The sequence below is a fragment of the Pseudorhodoplanes sp. genome (assembly GCF_035565855.1).
GTDB lineage: Bacteria > Pseudomonadota > Alphaproteobacteria > Rhizobiales > Xanthobacteraceae > Pseudorhodoplanes.
Genome location: NZ_DATMRX010000267.1, coordinates 15,477 through 35,676, shown reverse-complemented (window position 1 = coordinate 35,676; position 20,200 = coordinate 15,477). Strand labels below are relative to the sequence as shown.

Sequence of the window (20,200 nt, the reverse complement as noted above, 5' to 3'; positions counted from 1 at the left end):
GACGAGGCGGGCGAGATCCGCAGTGTCTCATCCGCGCAGGTCAACGCCTTCCTGCGAGCGATCGCGGGCACCTCGATTTCGCTCAAGGATTTTCGAACGCTGCTGGCGTCGGCCGCGGTGATGGAATCCCTGGCGCGTATTCAGCCTGCCGAAAGCGAACGCAAGCGCCGGAAGCAGGTGCTGGACGCTATTCGCGAGACCGCCGAGGAATTGGCCAACACCCCAGCGATTTGCCGCAAGAGCTATGTCCACGAGACGGTGGTGACCGCCTTCGAGAATGGCATTCTCGAAAAATTTTCGCGCACGCTGAAGTCGTGCCGGTCCGAGGGTGGACGTGAAAAGGTGCTCGCGCAGGTGATCGCGGCGGCCGCGCCCTAGAGGCCGCCCATCGCGCAGACGCGCTTCCATTCGGCGGCCGTCACCGGCTGCACCGAAAGCCGCGACAGCTTGACCAGCGCCATGTCTTTCAGCTTTGGATCGCTCTTGATCGCTTCGAGGGTAACTGGCGTTTTCATCGCCTCACGCGCCGCGAAATCGACGACCACCCAAGGGTCGCCGGCCTTGGCCGTCGGGTCGGGATAGCTTTCCCGCACCACCTCGACGATGCCGACGATCTCCTTGCCGATATTCGAGTGATAGAAGAAGGCGAGGTCGCCCTTCTTCATCTTCTGAAGATTCAGCTTGGCCGCATGGTTGCGCACGCCGGTCCAGGCTTCGCCCTTCTTTCCGGATTTCACCTGCTGGTCCCAGGACCATGAATCGGGTTCGCTTTTGACGAGCCAGTATTGCATCTCTCACACCTCGGCACGGACCGGGCGGGCGAGCAGCCGCCCGATCACTTCCTCGACGCTGGCCTTGCCTTCGACCACATCGGCCACGGCATCCGCGATCGGCATTTCCACACCGGCTTCGCGCGCCATCTCGCTCAGCGCCGAGGCAGTATAAACGCCTTCGGCGAGCGCGCCGCCGCTGAAGGCTTGCAGCGGCGATGATCCCTTGCCGAGCGCAAGGCCGACCGAGAAATTGCGCGATTGCGGTGTCGAGCAGGACAGGATGGTGTCGCCGAGCCCGGACAGCCCGGTCAGGGTTTCCGGCTTCGCGCCAAGGGCGCGGCCAAAGCGAAGGATCTCGGCAAAGCCGCGCGTGGTGAGCGCCGCGGCAGCGCTCGCCCCGAGCCCGCGCCCGGACACGATGCCGGCGGCGATGGCGAGCACATTCTTCGCGGCGCCGCCGATCTCGACGCCGCGCAGGTCGGTGGAATGGTAAGGCCGAAACATCGCGGAGCCGAGCGCCCGCGCCAATGTCGTCGCGGTCTTCTCGTCGCCGGCGGCAAGCGTGACGGCGGTCGGCAATCCCCGAACGACATCCGCCGCAAAGCTCGGACCCGAAAGCACGGCCGGCGTCGCATTCGGCGCGGCTTCCGCGATGACCTCGGTCATGAATTTGCGGGTGTCGCGTTCGATGCCCTTGGCGCAGGCGATCACCGGCATGCCATTCGTGATCAGCGCGGTGAGCGCTGTTGCGACCTCGCGCAAGGCCTGCGCTGGTATGGCGAGAAGAAGTGCATCGCACCGGACGGCTTCATCGAGGCTGGCGGTGATCGCAATGCGCGCGTCGATCTTCGCTCCCGGAAGGCGCGGGCTTTCCCGCGTGCGCGCGAGCGTCTCGGCGGTCTCGGCGCGGTGCGCCCATACGGTCACGTCACGGCCTGCGCGCTGCGCCGCGGTGGCGAGCGCAAGCCCCCAGCTTCCGGCTCCGATGATCGAGAGACGTTGATACGGCATGTCACCCTCGTGCTGCGGCATGCGTCACCGTTGCCAGCGGCCAGCGTGCGCGCGGGGCGGTATCGAGCGCATCGGTGAGGCCGGCGGCGAGGCGTTCGGCGCCCGCCCAGGCGATCATGGCGCCGTTGTCGGTGCACAGCTCGGGCGGTGGCACAATCAACCGGATTCCAGCCTTGTCGGTCAGCGTTCGCAACACGCGGCGCAGGCCCTGATTGGCGGCAACCCCTCCTGCGGCCACCAGCGCGTTCGGCTGGCCGAAGCGATCGGTGAAAACGCGGAGCCCCGCCCGCAAGCGATCGTGAACGGTGTCGACGATCGCCTGCTGAAATGAGGCGCAGAGATCGGCGACGTCCCGGTCCGACAACGGCGCAATCCGCTCGGCTTCGAGCCGGAGCGCAGTCTTCAGTCCTGACAGCGAGAAATCGGGTTCGCGCCGGTGCTGCATCGGACGCGGCAGGGCAAAGCGGTTCGGATCGCCGTGCCTGGCGAGCCGCTCGACCTGCGGTCCTCCGGGATAGCCGAGACCCAGAAGCTTCGCGGTCTTGTCGAAAGCCTCGCCGATGGCGTCGTCCATGGTGTTGCCCAGCAACACATAATCACCGACGCCGCGCACGGCGACAATCTGGGTGTGGCCGCCGGATGCGAGAAACAGGCAATAGGGAAAATCGACCTCGTCGGTCAGGCGCGCCGTGAGCGCATGCGCCTCCAGATGGTTCACCGCGATCAGCGGCGTGCGATGCACGAGGCTGATCGCCTTGGCCGTGGTCAGCCCCACGATCACGCCACCGATCAGGCCGGGTCCCGCAGCCGCGGCGATGCCGTCGAGCGACGAAAACGCGCATTGCGCTTCCGCCATCGCCTGCGCGATCAGGAGATCGAGCACCTCGACATGGGCGCGTGCGGCGATTTCCGGAACCACACCGCCAAAGGCGGCGTGCTCGTCGGTCTGCGACAGGACGACGTTGGACAAAATGTGTCCGCGTCCGCCCGGATCGCGCTCGACGATCGCGGCAGCGGTTTCATCGCAGGTGGTTTCGATGCCCAGCACGATCATCGGCTTGCAATCCCTGCCCGGACGCTGCCCTATGGGGTGACTTTAAGGCGTGGCGCCGGGATGGTGCCCCGGCCTAGCATTGCGAGGTTTGATGGCGCAATCCGCTTCTTCCGCGCACCTGATGCGCATCGGAACGCGCGGCTCTCCGCTGGCGCTTGCGCAGGCGCATACCGTGCGTGATCGGCTCGCGGCCGCGCATGGCTGCCCGGCCGACGCCATTGCCATTCACATCATCAAGACGACGGGAGACCGCATCCTTGACCGGCCGCTGTCCGAAGCCGGCGGCAAGGGGTTGTTCACCAAGGAAATCGAAGAGGCATTGCTGGCGGGCGAGATCGATCTCGCCGTGCATTCCTCCAAGGACATGCCGACTCTACTGCCGGACGGGCTCGCGCTTGTCGCTTACCTTGAGCGCGAGGATGTGCGCGACGTATTCATCAGCCGCAAGGCGGCGTCGTTCGCCGACCTTCCGCCGAATGCCCTGGTCGGCAGCGCGTCGCTGCGCCGTCAGGCGCTGGTGAAGCGGCTGCGCCCGGACCTGCGGGTGGAGACGTTCCGCGGCAACGTGCAGACGCGCCTGCGCAAGCTCGACGAAGGCGCAGCCGACGCGACGTTGCTTGCGCTTGCCGGGCTCAAGCGGCTCGGCCTCGAAGCGGAGGCGACCGCAATCCTGCCGCTCGATCAATTTCCGCCGGCCATCGGACAGGGTGCGATCGGCATCGAAGCGCGGCTCGACGATACGCGCACGCTCGATCTCCTTGCGCCGATCGCGCATCGCGACACACGGATTGCGCTGGAGACCGAACGCGCCTTCCTTGCAGCGCTCGATGGCTCGTGCCGTACGCCGATTGCAGGGCTAGCGACCGTCGATGGCGATACGCTCAGCTTTCGTGGCATGATCCTGCGGCCGGATGGCAGCGAGGTTTTCGAAACATCACGTCGGGGCGCGGTGGCCGATGCCGAGAGGCTCGGCGCCGATGCCGGCCGTGAACTCAAAGCGCGCGGCGGGCCGGATTTCTTCACGAGCGGATGATGCGGCTTCTGTTGACGCGCCCCTTGCCCGAAGCGGAGCGCACCGCCACCGCCTTGCGTGCGATGGGACACGAGGCCTGCATCGCGCCGGTGCTCACGATCGAGACGATTGCGGACGCGGCGATCGGTCCGGGACCTTACGCCGCCGTGCTGTTGACAAGCGGCAATGCCGCGCGCGCCATTGCCGATCATCCGAAACGTGCATCCCTGATTGCACTCGATTGCTTTGCCGTCGGCGCGCAGACGGCGGCGGCGGCCCGCGCGATCGGCTTTGCGCGCATCCACGTTGCCGGCGGCGACGGCGAGGATCTCGCGAGAGTGGCGGGGCAGCATCTGCGCGACCGTCACCTGCCGCTGCTTTATCTCGCCGGAGACGATCGCGCGCGCGACATGGCCGCGGAACTTGCAGTTTATGGGCTGACGCTCGAACTCGTGGTGGTCTATCGCGCGAGAGCCGCGCAACATTTCGCGCCGGGCATCGTGAACGAACTCCTGGCCGGTGCGTTCGATGGCGTGATGCATTATTCGCGGCGCAGTACCGCCATTTTCGTCGAATGCGTGCGAGCGGCCGGCGCGGAAGCGCAGGCTGCGCGTCTGAAGCATTTTTGCCTGTCCGCGCGCGCCGCGGAACCGCTCGCCGCGATTAACGCGAAATCCATTGTTGTCGCCCAACACAGGGACGACGCTGCGATGCTGGACCTGGTCAGCAAATCCTGAGGCCGGCATCGCAAGTTGCCGCAATGCGGCAACCCGAGTATCCAGTGCGCGGGGGCTCTGAAATCCCGTTCGCCACTCGTCCGGGGAAACCGCGCTTTGAAGGACGAAAGCATGCCAGACGACAAAAACGAGCCCAACAGGCCCTCCGGCGCAGCGTCCGGGCGCAGCAACCGGCCGACCACGATCGATCTGAAGGCGACGGAGATCAGTCCGGAACCGGCGCCAAAGCCCGAGCCGGAACCGGCCGCAGCGCCGGTATCACAGGCGCCAGGAACCGAGGGCGGCGGGAGCCAGGGCGACGAGGCGCCCCGGCAGGCCGAAAAAGCGGCCGACAAGCCGGCGGCGGACGCCGCCACATCCGGCGAAGCACCGCGGCCCGATCCCGCACCTCCGGTTTATCCGGCGCCGCCCGCGCGCAGCCCCTGGTCCGCGATCGGCATCGCGCTGGCGTCCGTTGTCTTTTTCGCGGGCGGCCTCGCCGCCGGGTATTGGTGGGCGACGCACGCAACGCCGCCCGTTGCGGCAAGCGGCGGTGAGTCCCGCTCCGCCGAATTGCTGGCGCGGATCGATCGTATCGAGACGCAGCTTGACGCAGCGCGCAAGAATACGCCGCAACTCGACGCGCGCCTGTCGAAACTCGAATCCGCGCTGAAAGCCGCGCCCGCAACCGATCCGCAATTGCAGGAGCGTCTTGCGAAACTCGAATCGCAGCTCGCTGCGCCGCGCGCCGACGATCCGCAACTGCTCGCGCGCATTGCCGCCGCGGAATCCGCGGTCAAGACCCTGACGGACATGATGACGGCGCGCGAGAAGCGAAACGACGAGCTTGCCGCGCTGGCGCGGGATGCGCATGAGCGTGCATCGAGCGCCATCACTGCTGCCGAAGCGGCCAAGAACACGCAGGCGGCATCACCGGAGGCGCGTGCCGATCTCGAAGCGGTGGCCAAGCGCATCGCAACGCTGGAGGAAACAGCGCGCGGCGGTCAAGCCGAATTGGCGCGCCGCATGGCGACCGAGGATGCCAAAGGCCGGTTCGCATTGACGGCGATCGCGTTGCGCGACGCCGTGGACAAAGGCGCGCCGTTCGCCGCCGAACTCGCGTCGGCGAAATCGCATGCGGCGGATGCCGCCAGCGTCGCTGTGCTGGAGCCCTATGCATCGACAGGTGTGCCCAGCGCACAGGCGCTCGGCCGCGAGCTCTCCAGCCTCATGCCGGCGCTCTGGAAAGCGGCCCGAGGGACGACCCCGCAAACCGGCACGTTCCTCGAGCGCCTGCAGGCCAACGCGGGAAATATCATCCGGATCCGGCCGGCCGGCGACGTTGCCGGCGACGATCACGACAGCATCCGCGCGCGCATCGAAGCGCGCGCCGCGACCGCAGACATCGACAATGCGCTCTCTGAATTGATGAAGCTGCCGCCCGAGGTGCGCGCCCCGGCCGAGGCCTGGATCAAGAAAGCGCAAGCGCGCAATGCGGCGGTCGCCGCTGCGCGGAATATCGCGCAGACTGCGATTGGCGCGCTCGCTAAATCCGGATCGTGAGGCACGTTCGGTCATGATCCGGGTTGCATCCTTCTTCATCATCGTCGGGTTGATCGCGCTTGGGGTGACGTGGCTCGCCGATCGTCCGGGCGACGTTCACCTCACCTGGCTCGGCTGGCACATCGAGACGTCGCTGATGGTGCTGCTCGCAGTCGCGCTTGCGCTGCTTGTCGCCGGCATATTCGCATGGTCGATCCTGCGCGGCTTGTGGCGCTCGCCGGCACGTGTCGCAACCGCGATGCGCGATCGCAAGGACGCGCGCGGCCAGCGCGCCATCATGCGCGGGCTGATCGCGATCGGTGCGGGCGATACCCGCGCCGCGCAACGCTATGCCGACGAGGTCAAGAGAATTGCGGCGGACGATCCGCTGGCCTTGCTGCTGACGGCCCAGGCGGCGCAATTGAGCGGCGACCGTTCCGCCGCCGAGAAAGCCTTCCGCCGCATGACGGCGAGCGAGGACACCAAGCTGCTCGGGTTGCGCGGCCTGTTCATCGAAGCGCAGCGTCGTGGCGATCTCGCAAGCGCGATCGCCTATGCCGAGGAAGCCGCCACCATCGCGCCATCGTCGCCCTGGGCCGGTCAGGCGGTGCTGCAGATCCGTTGTGCGAATGGCGATTGGGCTGGCGCGCTCGATATGCTGGAGAAGAACCGCGCCGCCGGTGCGCTCGACCGTCACACACATCGGCGCCATCGCGCGGTGTTGTTGACGGCCCGGGCGCTGGCCCTGGAAGAGACCGAGCGCGACACCTCGCAGGCGCTGGTCCAGGAAGCCGTCAAGCTTGCGCCGACGCTGGTGCCTGCTGTCGCGCTTGCTGCGCGCTATCACGCCGAGGGCGGGGATCTGCGCAAGGCAAGCCGGTTGATCGAGCGGGCTTTCGAAGAATCGCCGCATCCCGATCTTGCCGAAACCTATGCCTATCTGCGCTTCGGCGATTCAGCGCGTGACCGCCTCAGTCGCGTTCGCAAACTTGCCGCGCTTGCACCGGATCATCTGGAAAGCGCGCTTGCGCTGGCCCGTGCCGCGATCGATGCCCGCGAATTTGCCGAGGCTCGCAAGGCGCTTGCTCCGTTCGTCGCCAAGCCTACGCAGCGTGTGGCGCTGCTGATGGCCGATCTCGAACAGGCCGAGTTCGCCGACGAGGGCCGCTCGCGTGAATGGACTGCGCGTGCCGTCCACGCCGCCCGCGATCCCGCCTGGGTCGCGGATGGCTTTGTCTCGGATCGGTGGCTGCCGATTTGCCCGGTTTCGGGCCGCATCGATGCGTTCGAATGGAAGGCACCGCCGGCGGCCATCGGTCAGGCGTCCGAACCGGTTGACGAGGCGGTGGCGCTCGAGCCGTCGCGTCCCACCATCGAGGCAAAACCAGCGGCACCGGTTGCGCCGCCACCCGCCCCGGCTTCCCCTCCAAAGGCACCGCCCGCGGTGAAAAAAGGCCCGCGCGCCGTGCCGGAATCGGTTGTGCCGATCACCCATGTTCCGGACGATCCCGGTCCTCCCGAACCCGATCAGGACCGCGAGCCGCAGTCAGAACCCAGCTCCGCGTCGCCCGGCTGGAAACGCCTGTTCTTTTTCTGAGGACCCGCGCGCCTCGCTTGAAAAAAGGGGTTTGGACCGTTACAGAGGCCCCCTTACCGCATCGCATGAGAGCCGGCGTAGCTCAGTGGTAGAGCATCCGCTTCGTAAGCGGGTGGTCGGGGGTTCAAATCCCTCCGCCGGCACCATCCTTTCACCGATCCGATTTACCACCTTCGGCGAACCGCGCTCCCCGTATGGGTTCCGTTGCTTGACGGCCTTCGCCTTCGCGTGTGTCATATCAGGACTCTGCGGACGATGATTTTGCAGTCCGTATGAATGCCTGGACCAGTCAGCTCGGACCCATGCCATGCTTCATGTCATTCAGATCCGATTGCTGACCTGCATTGCGGCGTTTTTTCTCATCTGCGGCGATGCGCTGTTCGGTCAGGCGCTGGCGTCCGTGCAGATCAGGATCAGCCTGTCGCGCCAAAGCATGAACGTGAATGTCGACGGTGCGCCCTACGCGACCTGGCCGATCTCGACCGGCCGGGAGGGCTACGGCACGCCGGCCGGGACCTTTCGCCCGCAATCGATGCACAAGATGCATTATTCGCGGCGCTACAACATGACGCCGATGCCGCATTCGATTTTCTTCTATTACGGCTTTGCCATTCACGGAACATCCGAGGTGCGACGGCTCGGCCGTCCGGCATCGCATGGCTGCATTCGCCTGAGCCCCCAGAATGCGCGAGCGCTCTACTCTTTGGTTGGGCGCCACGGCATGAGCAATACCAGCATCACGGTCACCTATTGAATTGCAGGTGGCATGGGTCCGCGCTTTCGCGGGGACGGCAAGACCGGGACGAGGCGTTTCCACCTCACGCGAAATCGCGCTAAGGACGGGAAGCAGCAACGCATCGCGCGTATCGGGCGTCCCACCTTTGTGACAGCAAAATCCCGCAGCTTGGTCTGGCCGGGTTGCAGACGGGATGCATGATACGCCTGCGATCTCAAGGAGTCCGGGACCATGAGTGACGCGCCGCAAGCCCTCGAAAGCTATCTCTCCGGTGCGTGGCGGCGCGGCGAGGGCGTCGAGACCGAACTGGTCGATCCGGTCCATGGCACCGTGCTCGCCACCGCGAGCGCCCGCGGCCTCGATCTGAAGGCGGCTCTCGATCACGCGCGCAACAAGGGCGGTCCGGCGCTCCGCGCGCTGACCTTTGCCGAGCGCGCGAAGCTCCTAGGCGCGATCGCCGATGTGCTGGTTGCCAATCGCGCGAAATACGAAGCGATCGCGATCGCCAATTCCGGCAATACCAGGATCGACGCGGCGATCGACATCGACGGCGGCATCGGCACCTTGAAATATTATGCGCGTCTCGGTGCCCCGCTTGGCGACGCAACCTTCCTGCTCGATGACAAGCCGGTGCGTCTCGCCAAGGCGGAGAATTTCCAGGCGATCCATCTGCTGGCGCCGCGTCACGGCGTTGCCGTTCACATCAACGCCTTCAATTTCCCGAGCTGGGGATTGTGGGAGAAGGCGGCGGTGGCGCTTCTCGCCGGTGTGCCGGTGCTGGCGAAGCCAGCCTCGTCCACGGCGATGCTGACGCACGAGATGGTGCGCGATGTAATCGCCGCCAATGTGGTGCCCGAGGGTGCGCTGAGCCTTCTTTGCGGCGGCGCCGGCGATCTGCTCGACAAGGTGACCGGCGAGGATGTCATTGCCTTCACTGGCTCGTCGGAGACGGCGGGACGCATCCTGCGTCATCCGAACATTCTCGCACGCGGCGTGCACGTGAATATCGAGGCCGACAGCGTGAATGCGGCGCTGCTTTCGCCCGGCGCGAGCGATGGCGCCTTCGATGCCTTCATCAAGGAAGTCGGTCGCGAGATGACGGTCAAGGCCGGGCAGAAATGCACCGCGATCCGCCGCGTGTTCGCGCCAGCCGAGCGCGCCGACGCAGTGGCCGAGGCGCTGCTGGCGCGCCTGAAGAAGACGACGCTCGGCGATCCGCGCAACGAATCCGTGCGCATGGGTCCGGTGGTGACGCGCGCGCAGCAGGCTGCGGCGTTCGACGGCATCGGCAAGATCGCGAAGGAAGCGGAGATCCTGACCGGGGGTGCGAGTGCGCCCGCGATCGACGGCATCGATCCGTCGAAATCGGCATTCGTTGCACCGACGCTGATGCGCGTCGCCGACGGGACGAGCGCCAATGCCGTTCACGATACCGAGGTGTTCGGCCCGGCGGCGACCATCATTCCATACAAGACTGAGGCCGAGGCCTTCGCGCTGGTGGCGCGCGGTGGCGGCTCGCTGGTCGCGTCGGTCTATGGCGACGACCGGAGCTTCTTCGCGCGTGCGGTCGCGGCGCTTGGCGCCTCGCACGGCCGGCTGCTGATGGTCGAACCCTCGATCGCCGATGCGCATACCGGCCATGGCATCGTGATGCCGCAATGTCATCACGGCGGGCCGGGACGCGCCGGAAATGGCGAGGAGCTCGGCGGACTTCACGGCCTGCGGCTCTATCACCAGCGGCTCGCGGTGCAGGGGTCGACCGATCTCCTCACCGAATTGCAGGCCAAGGCCTACGCGTTGCATTGAGCGCCTCCAGCGCTCCGAAAACAAAAGCCCGGCCGAAACGGCCCAACAACAAGAAACCGCGAACCGGACGAAGGGAGCGTCCAGTGTCCGAGGTTTACCTGGAACGCCGGCCGTACAATGCGGCCGCGGATTTCGTCGACGCCAATGTCGCGCGCGGATTGCGCGACAAGCCGGCGTTCGTCGATCCGCAGCGCACGATCACCTACGGCGAGCTGCAACGAAAGACGTGCCGCTTTGCGTCGGGCCTCCTCGCTTTGGGCCTGCGGCCGGAAGATCGCATTGCCCTCCTGATGCCGGACACGGTCGACTATCCGGTCGCATTCTTCGGCGCGATCCGTGCCGGCATCGTGGTGATCCCGCTCAATACCTGGCTCAATCCCGAGCAACATGCCTTCATGCTAGCCGACAGCCGCGTTCGCGCGATCGTGGCCGATGCGTCCTATGCCGAGAGCCTGCGGAAGGCGGCGGCGTCACTCGCGTCACTTCGCCATGTCATACTCACGGGGCCGGGCGCCGAGGCGCAGCCTTCGCTTGCCGGGCACACGCCGCTGCCATTCGAAGCGGTCTGCCGCATGGGTGCCGACGACGTGTTTGTTGCGCCGACCTTGTCCGACGAGGTTGCATTCTGGCTCTACACGTCGGGCTCGACCGGCGAACCCAAGGGCGTCAAGCACGTCCAGTCCAGCCTGATGGCGACCGCGAAACTGATGGGGCAGGGCGTGCTCGGCATCGGCGCGGATGACGTCGTGCTATCAGCCGCGAAGCTGTTCTTCGCCTACGGCCTCGGCAATGCCATGTCGTTTCCGCTGTCGGTCGGAGCGACCGCGATCCTGTGGCCGGAGCGACCGACGCCGGATGCAATATTCGCGCTGATGCAAAAGCATCACCCGACGATCTTCTACGCGGTGCCATCGCTCTATGCCGCGCTGCTTGCTCATGACGCGATGCGGCGCGGCGCCGGCTCGGAGCGGCTGCGCCTCTGCGTCTCGGCCGGAGAGGCGCTGCCGGCGCATCTGGGCGAACGCTGGCGCGAGGTTGCCGGCGTCGACGTGCTCGACGGCATCGGCTCGACAGAAATGCTGCAGACCTTCCTGTCGAACCGGCCGGACGATGTGCGTTACGGATCGACCGGCAAGGCGGTGCCGGGTTACGAGCTGAAGATCGTGGACGAGAATGGCGCCGAGCTGCCGCCGGGCGAGATCGGCGAACTTGTCGTGCGCGGGCCGTCGGCCGGCGAAGGCTACTGGAATCAGAGGCGCAAAAGCCGGGTTACCTTCGCGGGAGAATGGACCTTCACCGGCGACAAGTTCTATCGCGACGCGGACGGCTACTACTTTTACTGCGGCCGCACCGACGACATGTTCAAGGTGTCGGGCATGTGGGTCTCGCCGTTCGACGTCGAGGCCGCGCTGATCTCGCACGAAGCCGTGCTCGAAGCCGCGGTAATAGCGAAAGAGGACAGCGACGGCCTGATCAAGCCGAAGGCGTTCGTTGTCCTGAAGAACGGCCATGCAAAGGACGAGACGCTGCTTCACGAGCTGAAGGAGCATGTGAAGGCGCGCGCCGGGACCTGGAAATATCCGCGCTGGATCGAATTGCGGACCGACCTTCCACGCACTGCAACCGGCAAGGTGCAGCGCTTCAAGCTGCGCGAGGAGGAAGCCGGGCGCGCCGTATAGCCGTCCAGGAGCCTATCGTGGGAATGAACGGTGTCACGACAGGCCGCGTGTCATGGCCGCATCACAGCGGCTTCGTCACCATCGGCACCTGCATGTCGCCGAGGCGGACCATGTCCGTCTCGACACCGAAGATCCGCGCGATCCGCTCCCGGCTGAGCGCGCGTTGCGGCGGCGCGTCGGCGGCGATGCGGCCTTGTTCCAGCACCAGGACGCGGCTGGCATAGCGCGCCGCAAGCGCAAGATCGTGAAGCACGGTGAGCACCGCGCCGCCCGAGCGTGCCACCTGTTGCAACACATCCATCACCACGAACTGATGCCGGGGGTCGAGCGATATGATCGGCTCGTCGGCGAGCAGCACTTTCGCTTCCGTCGCAAGGACGCGCGCGAGCGCAACGCGCGCCCGTTCGCCGCCAGAAAGCCTGGTGACGATACGATCGGCGAAGTCCTTCGTCCCGGTGGCTTCCATCGCATGCGCGACAGCGGTCCGGTCCCGCTGCGACACCGGCGAAAACGGATCGGCATGCGGATAGCGCCCGAGCGCAACGATCTCGCCGGCTGGCAGCGGCCATGAGAACGCATGGCCCTGCGGCAGATAGGCCAGACGGCGGGCGCGCTCGCGCGCGGTCAGCGCGCTCGACTTTTCGCCGTCCAGCATGACCTCGCCGAAGCACGGCAGAAGTCCCGCCAGCGCCCGCAGAAGGGTGGTCTTGCCGGCTCCGTTCGGTCCGACCAGCGCAACAAACTCGCCCGCGTTCAGCGTGACATTGGCGCCGTCCACGACTGTGCGGCCGCCGAGCCGTACCGTGATATTCGAAGCTTGCAGGAGCGGCTCGGTCATGATGGCTCGCCCTCGAGATAATGCCGCTCGCTGAAGATCATGTAGAGGAAGAACGGCACGCCGATCAGTGCCGTCACCACGCCGACCTTCAATTCGATGGCGGATGGAACGATGCGCACCAAAATGTCGGACGCGAGAAGCAAGGCTGCACCTGCGAGCGCTGAAGGCAACATGATGCGGGTCGGATCGGACTGCACATGGCTGCGGACGAGATGCGGCGCCACCAGTCCGACAAATCCGATTGCTCCGGCGACCGCCGTTGCGGCGCCGACCCCGAACGCGGTGCCGAGCACGACGGCGAGGCGCGTGCGCTGCAGATCGACGCCCAGCGACACCGCCGCATCCTCGCCGAGCGTCAATGCGCGGAAGGCGCGCGCATGGACGAGGAGGACGATCCAGCCGAGCACCATGAAGGGCGCCGCGATCATCAGGTGGTCGCGCGAACGGTCTTCCAGCGACCCGAGCAGCCAGAACGCGACTTCGAGCGCGATGAACGGATTCGGCGCGAGGTTGAGGATCAGCGCGGTCATCGCGCCGGCGAAGCTCGCAAGCGCAAGGCCGGCAAGCAGGATGACGGTGAGGCTCGTGCGCGGTCCCGCAATCAGCACCAGCGCGCCGACGGAGAGAAGCGCACCGGCGATCCCGGCGATCGGCACGAGGAGCGAGGTTGCGGGGAGAAAGCCGAATGCGATCACCAAGGAGGCGGCGGCCGCCGCGGCCTGCGGCGCGCCGAACAGGGCGGGTTCCGCCAGCGGATTGCGGAACAATCCCTGCAGCGCCGCGCCCGAGAAGCCGAGCGTCGCGCCGATCAGCGCCGCAAGCAACGTCCGGGGCAAACGGATTTCGCGCACGATAATGCCGGCCACACCGTCGCCGCTCCACAATGCTTTCAGCGCGTCGACCGGCGTCAGGCCGGCTGGACCGACCGCGAGCGATGCGATCATCAGGACGGCAACGAGCAATGAGAGGGCCGCATTGAGCGGCCAAACGGATTTGGATAACGCTGGCATTGATGATGGGCCCCGGCCACTATCCTCGCATGATGCGCGTTCTGAGAACAGTGTGCGGCCGGCTCGCCATCGCCTTCGGCGTCGCCTTGGGCATCGCGTTAGGAGCGGGCGCCGTTCAGGCCGAGACGGCGCCGCGCCGCGTGGTGTCTTTCAACCTTTGCGCGGACCAGCTTGTCGTGGCGCTGGCCGACCCGGGGCAGATTGCCGGGCTGTCGCCCTATGCCAGCGATCCGGCCTTGTCGGTCGTGGCCGACAAGGCGCGCGCTTTCCGCAAAGCGGACTGGCAGGCCGAATCGACGCTTCTGCTTGAGCCCGATCTCGTTCTCGTCGGCCCTAACGATCGCTCGGTGACACGCCGGATGCTGACCTCGCAGGGCTTGCGCGTGGTGGAGACTGGTTTCGTCAGCGACCTCAACTCGGCGCGAAAGCAGATCCGCGAGATAGCCGCCTTGCTCGGGCATCCGGAGCGCGGCGAGGCCATGATTGCCGATCTCGAGCGTGCGCGTGCGCGGCTCGCCGCGGTTGCGCCGGAAGGCGATCGCACGGCGCTCGTCGTCGAGCGCGGCGGCTACACGCAGGGGCCGGCCAGTCTTGCCGCGACGTTGCTCGCGGAAGCCGGGCTGAAGCCGCCGGCCGGTGCGCCCGCGGGCTATGGCGGCTTCATTCCGCTGGAGAAATTCCTGGTGCTGAAGCCGGACTTCGTCTTCCTCAAGGATCCGCCGAACGCCGCAACGGATCAGGGCGCGCTGTTCCTGGTGCATCCGGCGTTGCGTGAGCTGTATCCGCCCGAGCGGCGCGTTGCCTTGCCGACGCGCTACACGATGTGCGGCGGCCCGGCGCTCATCGCCGCCTTCGATTACATGGCGGATGAGATCGCGCGGTTGCCCGCGCCCTGAGCCTCGCTCCACGCGCGAACGATCGCGGCGAGGGCATCGAGCCCGTCGGTGAGCGCGGCAGGGCCCGGCTGCAGAATGAGCGGCGACTTGATCTCGCGCAGCCAGCCGTTCTTCACCGCGGGGATTTGCTCAAAGCCCGCGCGCGCCGCGACCTTCGCTGGCACGAATTTCTTGCCGCACCACGAGCCGATGATGATGTCGGGCGCAGCCGCGATGACGGCTTCCGGCGTGACGATGCGTTCGTTGGCGCTTTTGCTGCGGGAAATCTCGGAAAAAATGTCGATGCCGCCGGCAATCCCGACCAGCTCGGACACCCAGCGGATGCCGGAGATCATCGGCTCGTCCCATTCCTCGAAATAGATCCGCGGCCGGATTGCGAGAGCGCAAGAAGCGGCGCGCGTATCGTCAAGCTTCTTTCGCAGCGAGGCGATGAGCGCATCCGCTTTCTCGTGCACGCCGACCAATGCGCCGAGCGTGCGGATCATCCTGAAGATGCCCGCAACGTCGCGCTGGTTGAAGGCGTGGACTTCGACGCCTTCGCGAATGAGCTGCGCCACGATGTCCGCTTGGAGATCCGAAAAGGTGAAGACGAGGTCGGGCGAGAGCGCGAGAATTTTCGGGATGTCGGCGCTGATGAAAGCGGAGACGCGGGGCTTCTCCTTGCGCACCTGCGGCGGCCGTACCGCATAGCCAGACACGCCGACGATGCGGTCCTGTTCGCCGAGGAGATACAGCGTCTCCACGGTCTCTTCGGTCAGGCAGACGATGCGGGCCGGCGGGTGCATTGCCGCAAGCCTACACGAATGCGGCTTCGTCCGCCTTGCCCAGAATGTCGGGCCCGCCGATCGCGGCGACGCGGCCCACCTCCAGCCGCACGATCACATTGGCGATGCGTTTGAGTTCGCGGGCGTAATGGCTGACATAGACCATCGGGATCCTCGCCTCGTCCCGCAGCCGCAGCAGATAGGGCATGATCTCGCTCTTGCGCGCGGGATCGAGCGAGGCCAGCGGCTCGTCGAGCAGCAGCAGACGCGGCCTCAGCATCAGGGCGCGGCCGATCGCGACGCGCTGGCGCTCGCCGCCCGACAATTTGCCCGGCCGGCGGCCGAGCAACGGTTCGATATCGAGCATCGCAACGACGCGTGCGAACTCCGCAGGATCATGCGGCAACCCGGCCATCCAGCGGCCGTAATCGAGATTGCGCGCCACGGTCATGTGCGGGAACAGCCTGCCTTCCTGGAACACATAACCGATCCGCCGCTGATGGGCCGGCATGTCGAGGTGGCGCGCGCGATCGAACAACACCGCGTCGCCGAGCGCGATACGTCCGTCGTCGGGCCGCACCAGTCCGGCGATCATGTTGACCAGCGTGGTCTTGCCTGCGCCGGAGGGGCCGAACAATCCGGTCACCGGTCCGCTGCTTTGGAACGCGATGCTCAGATCGAGATGGCCCACGGTCTTGCGAAGATCGACACTGAGCATGGTCAATCTCCGTGAAGCCGGCGCGCGGCCCTGCGCGCGAAGAATTCCGATGCGAGCAGCGCCGCCATCGCAATCACGATCGCAACGATCACAAGCCGCAAGGCGGCGGCATCGCCCGCCGGGGTCTGCGTATAGGTATAGATCGCCGCCGAGATGGTCTGCGTTTCGCCGGGAATGTTCGACACGAAGGTGATGGTTGCGCCGAATTCACCAAGCGCCTTGGCGAAGCAGAGCAGCGTGCCGGCGATGATGCCGGGCATCGCGAGCGGCAGCGTCACGGTCGCAAAGCGCCACAGCCGGTTTGCGCCGAGCGTCGCTGCGGCGTCTTCGAGCTTCGTATCGATCGCCTCGAACGAAATCCTGATCGGCCGCACCAGAAGCGGAAACGCCATGATCCCGCAGGCGAGCGCGGCGCCGGTCCAGCGGAACGAGAACACGATGCCGAAGGTCTCGTACAGAAAACTGCCGATCGGTCCGCGCCGGCCGAAGGAAATCAGCAGAAGATAACCGGTGACGACGGGCGGCAGCACCAGCGGCAGCACGATCAGCCCGTCGAGCAACGCCTTGCCCGGAAACTGCTTGCGCGCCAGCACCCAGGCGGCGGCAACACCGAACGGCAGCGCGACCAGCGTCGCCACGGTTGCGATCCGCAGCGACAACAGGATCGCGGTCCATTCTTCGGGCGTGAGATCGAACACGGGACAGGGTTGATGCTGCGGCGTTCAGGTCGTCGGCTTCGCCGCCAGCACGGTGAAGCCGTATTTCTCGAAAATCTGCTTCGCCGCGGGGCTGCGCAGGAATGCGAGATAGGCGGTGGCATCGGGCTTCGCGGTTGCCGTTGCAGCCACCGGATAGATGACCGGCGGGTGCGAGCCTTCCGGGAACGTGCCGATGATCTTCACGCCGGGCTCAACCATGGCGTCGGTCTTATAGACGATGCCGAGTGCGGCCTCCCCGCGCGCGACGAGCAGGAGCGCCGCGCGCACATTGTCCGCCATCGCGAATTTCGGCTCCGCCGCGGCCCATGCGCCGAACTGCTCCAGCGCCGCTTTCGCATAGCGCCCGACCGGGACCGCCTTCACGTCGCCGGTCGCGATGCGCCCGTCACCCGCGAGCCCTGCGAGATTGAACCCCTCTCCGATGGTGGCGTTGCCGATCCTGGAATCCTTCGGCGCGATCAGCACCAGCTTGTTGCCGAGCAGGTTGACGCGCGTCTCTGCATTGATCGCCTTCTTGTCCTGGACATAGTCCATCCATGTCAGGTCGGCAGACACGAAGACATCGGCGGGCGCGCCGCCCTCGATCTGCTTTGCCAGCGCCGAGCTTGCGGCATAACTCGACACTACCTTGATGCCGGTGGCTCGGGTGTAGGCGGCGTTCACATCGTCGAGCGCATTCTTCATCGAGGCTGCGGCGAAGATGGTGAGGCTCTTGCCCTGCGCGGTCGCGACCTGCGGCGCGAGCCACAAGGCGACGCCCAAAAGGGCCAGCCGGATGGTGAAGCGTCGTCTGTGCATGGCGGTTCTCCAGGGACGTGCCGCCCGGACAACATGGCTGTGCCACACCGGGAAAGGCGAACGAGCTAGGGTCGAATGCGATGTGTTCGGGAACCGCCGTTCCGTCGTGCCGGGGCGCGCGCAGCGCCAGCCGGATCGCGCGCGGGACTTTAGCAACCTTCCGGCATTTGCCAAGATCGGCCAGAACAGAGCCACAGCGCGCGGGACGAACCGGGGAGGAGAGGATGGCGGCATCCGCCACGCCCATGGAAGGCGAATACGACACCATCATCGTCGGTGGCGGCTCCGCCGGTTGCGTGCTGGCGAACCGCCTCTCCGCCGACCCGGACCGGCGCGTGCTGCTCCTTGAAGCCGGCGGGCGCGATAACTGGATCTGGTTTCACATCCCGGTCGGCTATCTGTTTGCGATCGGCAATCCGCGTTCCGACTGGATGTTCCGGACCGAACCGGTGCCGGGGCTGAACGGCCGTGCGCTCAACTATCCGCGCGGCAAGGTGCTCGGCGGAAGCTCAGCGATCAACGCGATGATCTACATGCGCGGGCAGGCTGCGGACTACGACCACTGGCGGCAGCTCGGTCTCACCGGCTGGGGCTGGGACGACGTCAAGCCGCTGTTTCGCAAGCAGCTTGATCACTTCCTCGGCGCAAGCGAGCACCATGGGGTGGGCGGCGAGTGGCGCGTTGAATATCCGAGGCTGCGCTGGGACATCACCGATGCGTTCCGGGAGGCTGCGGCGCAGGCCGGCATTCCGAAATGCGACGACTTCAACACCGGCAACAACGAGGGCTGCGGCTATTTCCACGTCAACCAGAAGATGGGGCGGCGCTGGTCGTCGGCGCGCGGCTTCCTCAAGCCGGTCATGCATCGCGGCAACCTGCGGGTCGAGACCGGGTGCCTCGTCGAGAAGATCGAATTCGACGGCAAGCGCGCGACCGGCGTGCGCTTCCGCCAGAACGGCGAGAGGAAGATCGCGCGCTGCCGCGGTGAGGTGGTCCTGTCGGCGGGCGCGATCGGCTCGGTGCAGATCCTGATGCTGTCGGGTGTCGGTCCGGCCACGCAACTCGCCGAACACGGCATCGCGCCGGTGCTGGACAAGCCGGGCGTCGGCGAAAATCTGCAGGATCACCTGCAACTGCGCCTGATCCACAAGGTGTCGGGCGTCACCACGCTGAACGAAACCTACCGGTCGCTGGTCCGGCGCGGGATCATGGTGCTCGATTACGCCTTCCGGCGCCGCGGTCCGCTGACCATGGCGCCGTCCCAGCTTGGCGCATTCACGCGGTCGAGCCCGCGCTACGACCGGCCGAATATCCAGTTCCATGTGCAGCCTTTGTCGCTCGACAAGTTCGGCGATCCGCTGCACGACTTCCCGGCTTTCACGACAAGCGTCTGCAACCTGCGGCCCGCAAGCCGCGGTTATGTGCGGCTGCGCAGCGCCGATCCCGCCGACAAGCCGATGATCCAGCCGAATTATCTTTCGACCGACGAGGACCGCCGGGTCGCCGTGGACTCGATCCGGGTGGCACGCAACATCGTCGCGCAGCCGGCTTTGCAGGCGTTCAAGCCGGTGGAATATCTGCCGGGCGAAGCGGTTCGCAGCGATGACGACGCGGCGCTGGCAAAGGCGGCGGGCGACATCGGGACCACCATCTTCCATCCGGTCGGCACCGCAAAAATGGGCCGCGCGGACGACCCGATGGCGGTGGTCGACGAGCGCCTGCGGCTGATCGGTCTTGCCAATGTCAGGGTGATCGATGCCTCGGTGATGCCGACGATCACCTCCGGCAACACCAATTCGCCGACGATGATGATCGCGGAGAAAGGGGCCATGATGGTGCGCGAGGATGCGCGGCGATGAGGATCGGATGCGATTGCGGGCCGCCATACGATTTCCTAAGAGTCGCCGGATATCACCGTCACCATGACCATGCATCCGCTCCTTGCGCGCATCCGAAATATTGTTGCCGATCCGCGTCGGGAGTGGCCGCTGATCGCGACCGAATCGGGCGATCCCGCGCGGCTCCTTGTCGGCTATGTCGCCTTGCTGGCCGCCATTCCGGCGATCTCGGCCTTTATCGGCTCGAGCCTCGTCGGCGTATCGGTCTCCGCCGGCCGGGTGCACGATTCGATTCCGTTCGGATTGCTGCGAGCGCTGGTCAGTTATCTGTTCAGTTTCGTCATCGTTTACCTGACCGCGCTGGTCATCGATGTCCTTGCGCCGATGTTCAACACCAAGCGCAATTTCGGCAACGCGCTGAAGCTTGCGGTTTATTCCTACACGCCGGTGTGGCTCATCGGGATCGTTTTGATCGTTCCCGGATTGCGGTTCCTCGCCATTCTCGGGCTTTATGCCATCCGGCTGCTATGGACCGGGTTGCCGCCCCTGATGGGGACGCCGCGGCCAAAGATCCTGCCTTATGCGCTTTCGATCGTGGTTGCCGCTTTCGGCATTACGCTCGCGATGTCGGTGATCCAGGCCGCTATGCTTTCGCTGCCGTTTCGCGATTAGCGCGATCTCGGTTGAGATCGA

The 20,200-nt window shown here is 66.1% G+C and carries 19 protein-coding genes, 1 tRNA gene and 1 pseudogene; 12 read left to right on the top strand and 9 right to left on the bottom strand.

Annotated features, from left to right (window positions below; translation table 11 throughout):
• A pseudogene (locus VN004_RS15160) lies at positions 1–378 on the top strand (DNA topoisomerase IB); the annotation flags it as partial.
• Here the strand turns inward: VN004_RS15160 and VN004_RS15155 are convergent.
• The 3 genes from VN004_RS15155 to tsaD are packed head-to-tail and all read right to left on the bottom strand — an operon-like array spanning position 375 to position 2,832.
• Complete coding sequence (locus VN004_RS15155; protein WP_325611623.1) at positions 375–791, bottom strand: EVE domain-containing protein; 417 nt, start codon at positions 789–791, stop codon at positions 375–377. The pseudogene VN004_RS15160 and the gene VN004_RS15155 sit on opposite strands and share 4 nt — an antisense overlap.
• Positions 792–794: 3 nt before the next feature.
• Positions 795–1,784 (bottom strand): NAD(P)H-dependent glycerol-3-phosphate dehydrogenase, encoded by a 990-nt coding sequence (locus VN004_RS15150; protein ID WP_325611621.1) that lies wholly within the window; start codon positions 1,782–1,784, stop codon positions 795–797.
• Between the two features lies 1 nt (position 1,785).
• Positions 1,786–2,832, bottom strand: coding sequence for a tRNA (adenosine(37)-N6)-threonylcarbamoyltransferase complex transferase subunit TsaD (gene tsaD / locus VN004_RS15145; protein ID WP_325611628.1), 1,047 nt, complete (start codon positions 2,830–2,832; stop codon positions 1,786–1,788).
• A gap of 97 nt (positions 2,833–2,929) precedes the next feature.
• On the opposite strand from tsaD, the gene hemC reads away from it, so the two are divergent.
• From hemC to VN004_RS15105, 8 genes are all read left to right on the top strand, one after another.
• The gene (hemC, locus tag VN004_RS15140) at positions 2,930–3,871 is read left to right on the top strand and encodes a hydroxymethylbilane synthase (RefSeq protein ID WP_325611619.1); all 942 of its coding nucleotides are present in this window, start codon (positions 2,930–2,932) and stop codon (positions 3,869–3,871) included.
• Positions 3,871–4,587 (top strand): uroporphyrinogen-III synthase, encoded by a 717-nt coding sequence (locus VN004_RS15135; RefSeq protein WP_325611617.1) that lies wholly within the window; start codon positions 3,871–3,873, stop codon positions 4,585–4,587. Before hemC ends, VN004_RS15135 begins: the two co-directional genes overlap by 1 nt.
• A gap of 111 nt (positions 4,588–4,698) precedes the next feature.
• Positions 4,699–6,129, top strand: coding sequence for a hypothetical protein (locus VN004_RS15130; protein WP_325611614.1), 1,431 nt, complete (start codon positions 4,699–4,701; stop codon positions 6,127–6,129).
• 13 nt (positions 6,130–6,142) lie between these two features.
• Entirely contained in the window at positions 6,143–7,705 is a 1,563-nt protein-coding gene (locus tag VN004_RS15125) for a heme biosynthesis protein HemY (protein WP_325611612.1), read from the top strand.
• A 71-nt stretch (positions 7,706–7,776) separates the two neighbouring features.
• Positions 7,777–7,851, top strand: a tRNA-Thr gene (locus tag VN004_RS15120).
• Between the two features lie 161 nt (positions 7,852–8,012).
• Entirely contained in the window at positions 8,013–8,459 is a 447-nt protein-coding gene (locus tag VN004_RS15115) for a L,D-transpeptidase (RefSeq protein WP_325611610.1), read from the top strand.
• Positions 8,460–8,672: 213 nt separating this feature from the next.
• Entirely contained in the window at positions 8,673–10,247 is a 1,575-nt protein-coding gene (locus VN004_RS15110; RefSeq protein ID WP_325611608.1) for a 3,4-dehydroadipyl-CoA semialdehyde dehydrogenase, read from the top strand.
• A gap of 83 nt (positions 10,248–10,330) precedes the next feature.
• Positions 10,331–11,926 carry a benzoate-CoA ligase family protein gene (locus tag VN004_RS15105; RefSeq protein ID WP_325611606.1) on the top strand — a complete coding sequence of 532 codons (1,596 nt, stop codon included), beginning with the start codon at positions 10,331–10,333 and terminating at the stop codon, positions 11,924–11,926.
• Between the two features lie 61 nt (positions 11,927–11,987).
• Here VN004_RS15105 and VN004_RS15100 read toward each other — a convergent pair whose 3' ends face one another.
• A complete protein-coding gene (locus tag VN004_RS15100; RefSeq protein WP_325611604.1) occupies positions 11,988–12,764 on the bottom strand; it encodes an ABC transporter ATP-binding protein in 777 nt (258 codons plus the stop codon).
• On the bottom strand, positions 12,761–13,774 hold the full coding sequence (locus VN004_RS15095; protein ID WP_325611602.1) for an iron ABC transporter permease: 1,014 nt from the start codon (positions 13,772–13,774) through the stop codon (positions 12,761–12,763). The genes VN004_RS15100 and VN004_RS15095 overlap by 4 nt, the downstream gene beginning before the upstream one ends.
• Before the next feature lie 32 nt (positions 13,775–13,806).
• Here VN004_RS15095 and VN004_RS15090 point away from each other — a divergent pair, with 32 nt between their 5' ends.
• Positions 13,807–14,670 (top strand): ABC transporter substrate-binding protein, encoded by an 864-nt coding sequence (locus VN004_RS15090; RefSeq protein ID WP_325611600.1) that lies wholly within the window; start codon positions 13,807–13,809, stop codon positions 14,668–14,670.
• Here the strand turns inward: VN004_RS15090 and VN004_RS15085 are convergent.
• The 4 genes from VN004_RS15085 to modA are packed head-to-tail and all read right to left on the bottom strand — an operon-like array spanning position 14,631 to position 17,669.
• Positions 14,631–15,455: a cobalamin-binding protein gene (locus VN004_RS15085; protein WP_325611598.1), complete on the bottom strand. Its 825-nt coding sequence runs from the start codon at positions 15,453–15,455 to the stop codon at positions 14,631–14,633. The two genes, VN004_RS15090 and VN004_RS15085, sit on opposite strands and share 40 nt — an antisense overlap.
• A 10-nt stretch (positions 15,456–15,465) precedes the next feature.
• The gene (gene modC, locus VN004_RS15080; protein ID WP_325611596.1) at positions 15,466–16,152 is read right to left on the bottom strand and encodes a molybdenum ABC transporter ATP-binding protein; all 687 of its coding nucleotides are present in this window, start codon (positions 16,150–16,152) and stop codon (positions 15,466–15,468) included.
• A 2-nt stretch (positions 16,153–16,154) separates the two neighbouring features.
• Positions 16,155–16,850, bottom strand: a complete 696-nt coding sequence (gene modB, locus VN004_RS15075; protein WP_325611593.1) for a molybdate ABC transporter permease subunit — start codon at positions 16,848–16,850, stop codon at positions 16,155–16,157.
• A 24-nt stretch (positions 16,851–16,874) separates the two neighbouring features.
• Positions 16,875–17,669, bottom strand: coding sequence for a molybdate ABC transporter substrate-binding protein (modA, locus tag VN004_RS15070; protein ID WP_325611591.1), 795 nt, complete (start codon positions 17,667–17,669; stop codon positions 16,875–16,877).
• A gap of 224 nt (positions 17,670–17,893) precedes the next feature.
• Here modA and VN004_RS15065 point away from each other — a divergent pair, with 224 nt between their 5' ends.
• A complete protein-coding gene (locus VN004_RS15065; protein WP_325611588.1) occupies positions 17,894–19,528 on the top strand; it encodes a GMC family oxidoreductase in 1,635 nt (544 codons plus the stop codon).
• A 63-nt stretch (positions 19,529–19,591) separates the two neighbouring features.
• Positions 19,592–20,179, top strand: coding sequence for a Yip1 family protein (locus VN004_RS15060; RefSeq protein ID WP_325611586.1), 588 nt, complete (start codon positions 19,592–19,594; stop codon positions 20,177–20,179).
• Positions 20,180–20,200: the final 21 nt, after the last annotated feature.

Bases quoted from the DNA above. Each gene is read 5' to 3' on its own strand.
- VN004_RS15155 (WP_325611623.1), bottom strand. From the start codon at position 791: ATGCAATACTGGCTCGTCAAAAGCGAACCCGATTCATGGTCCTGGGAC.
- VN004_RS15150 (WP_325611621.1), bottom strand. From the start codon at position 1,784: ATGCCGTATCAACGTCTCTCGATCATCGGAGCCGGAAGCTGGGGGCTT.
- hemC (WP_325611619.1), top strand. From the start codon at position 2,930: ATGGCGCAATCCGCTTCTTCCGCGCACCTGATGCGCATCGGAACGCGC.
- VN004_RS15135 (WP_325611617.1), top strand. From the start codon at position 3,871: ATGCGGCTTCTGTTGACGCGCCCCTTGCCCGAAGCGGAGCGCACCGCC.
- VN004_RS15130 (WP_325611614.1), top strand. From the start codon at position 4,699: ATGCCAGACGACAAAAACGAGCCCAACAGGCCCTCCGGCGCAGCGTCC.
- VN004_RS15125 (WP_325611612.1), top strand. From the start codon at position 6,143: ATGATCCGGGTTGCATCCTTCTTCATCATCGTCGGGTTGATCGCGCTT.
- VN004_RS15115 (WP_325611610.1), top strand. From the start codon at position 8,013: ATGCTTCATGTCATTCAGATCCGATTGCTGACCTGCATTGCGGCGTTT.
- VN004_RS15110 (WP_325611608.1), top strand. From the start codon at position 8,673: ATGAGTGACGCGCCGCAAGCCCTCGAAAGCTATCTCTCCGGTGCGTGG.
- VN004_RS15100 (WP_325611604.1), bottom strand. From the start codon at position 12,764: ATGACCGAGCCGCTCCTGCAAGCTTCGAATATCACGGTACGGCTCGGC.
- VN004_RS15095 (WP_325611602.1), bottom strand. From the start codon at position 13,774: ATGCCAGCGTTATCCAAATCCGTTTGGCCGCTCAATGCGGCCCTCTCA.
- VN004_RS15090 (WP_325611600.1), top strand. From the start codon at position 13,807: ATGCGCGTTCTGAGAACAGTGTGCGGCCGGCTCGCCATCGCCTTCGGC.
- VN004_RS15085 (WP_325611598.1), bottom strand. From the start codon at position 15,455: ATGCACCCGCCGGCCCGCATCGTCTGCCTGACCGAAGAGACCGTGGAG.
- modC (WP_325611596.1), bottom strand. From the start codon at position 16,152: ATGCTCAGTGTCGATCTTCGCAAGACCGTGGGCCATCTCGATCTGAGC.
- modA (WP_325611591.1), bottom strand. From the start codon at position 17,669: ATGCACAGACGACGCTTCACCATCCGGCTGGCCCTTTTGGGCGTCGCC.
- VN004_RS15065 (WP_325611588.1), top strand. From the start codon at position 17,894: ATGGCGGCATCCGCCACGCCCATGGAAGGCGAATACGACACCATCATC.
- VN004_RS15060 (WP_325611586.1), top strand. From the start codon at position 19,592: ATGACCATGCATCCGCTCCTTGCGCGCATCCGAAATATTGTTGCCGAT.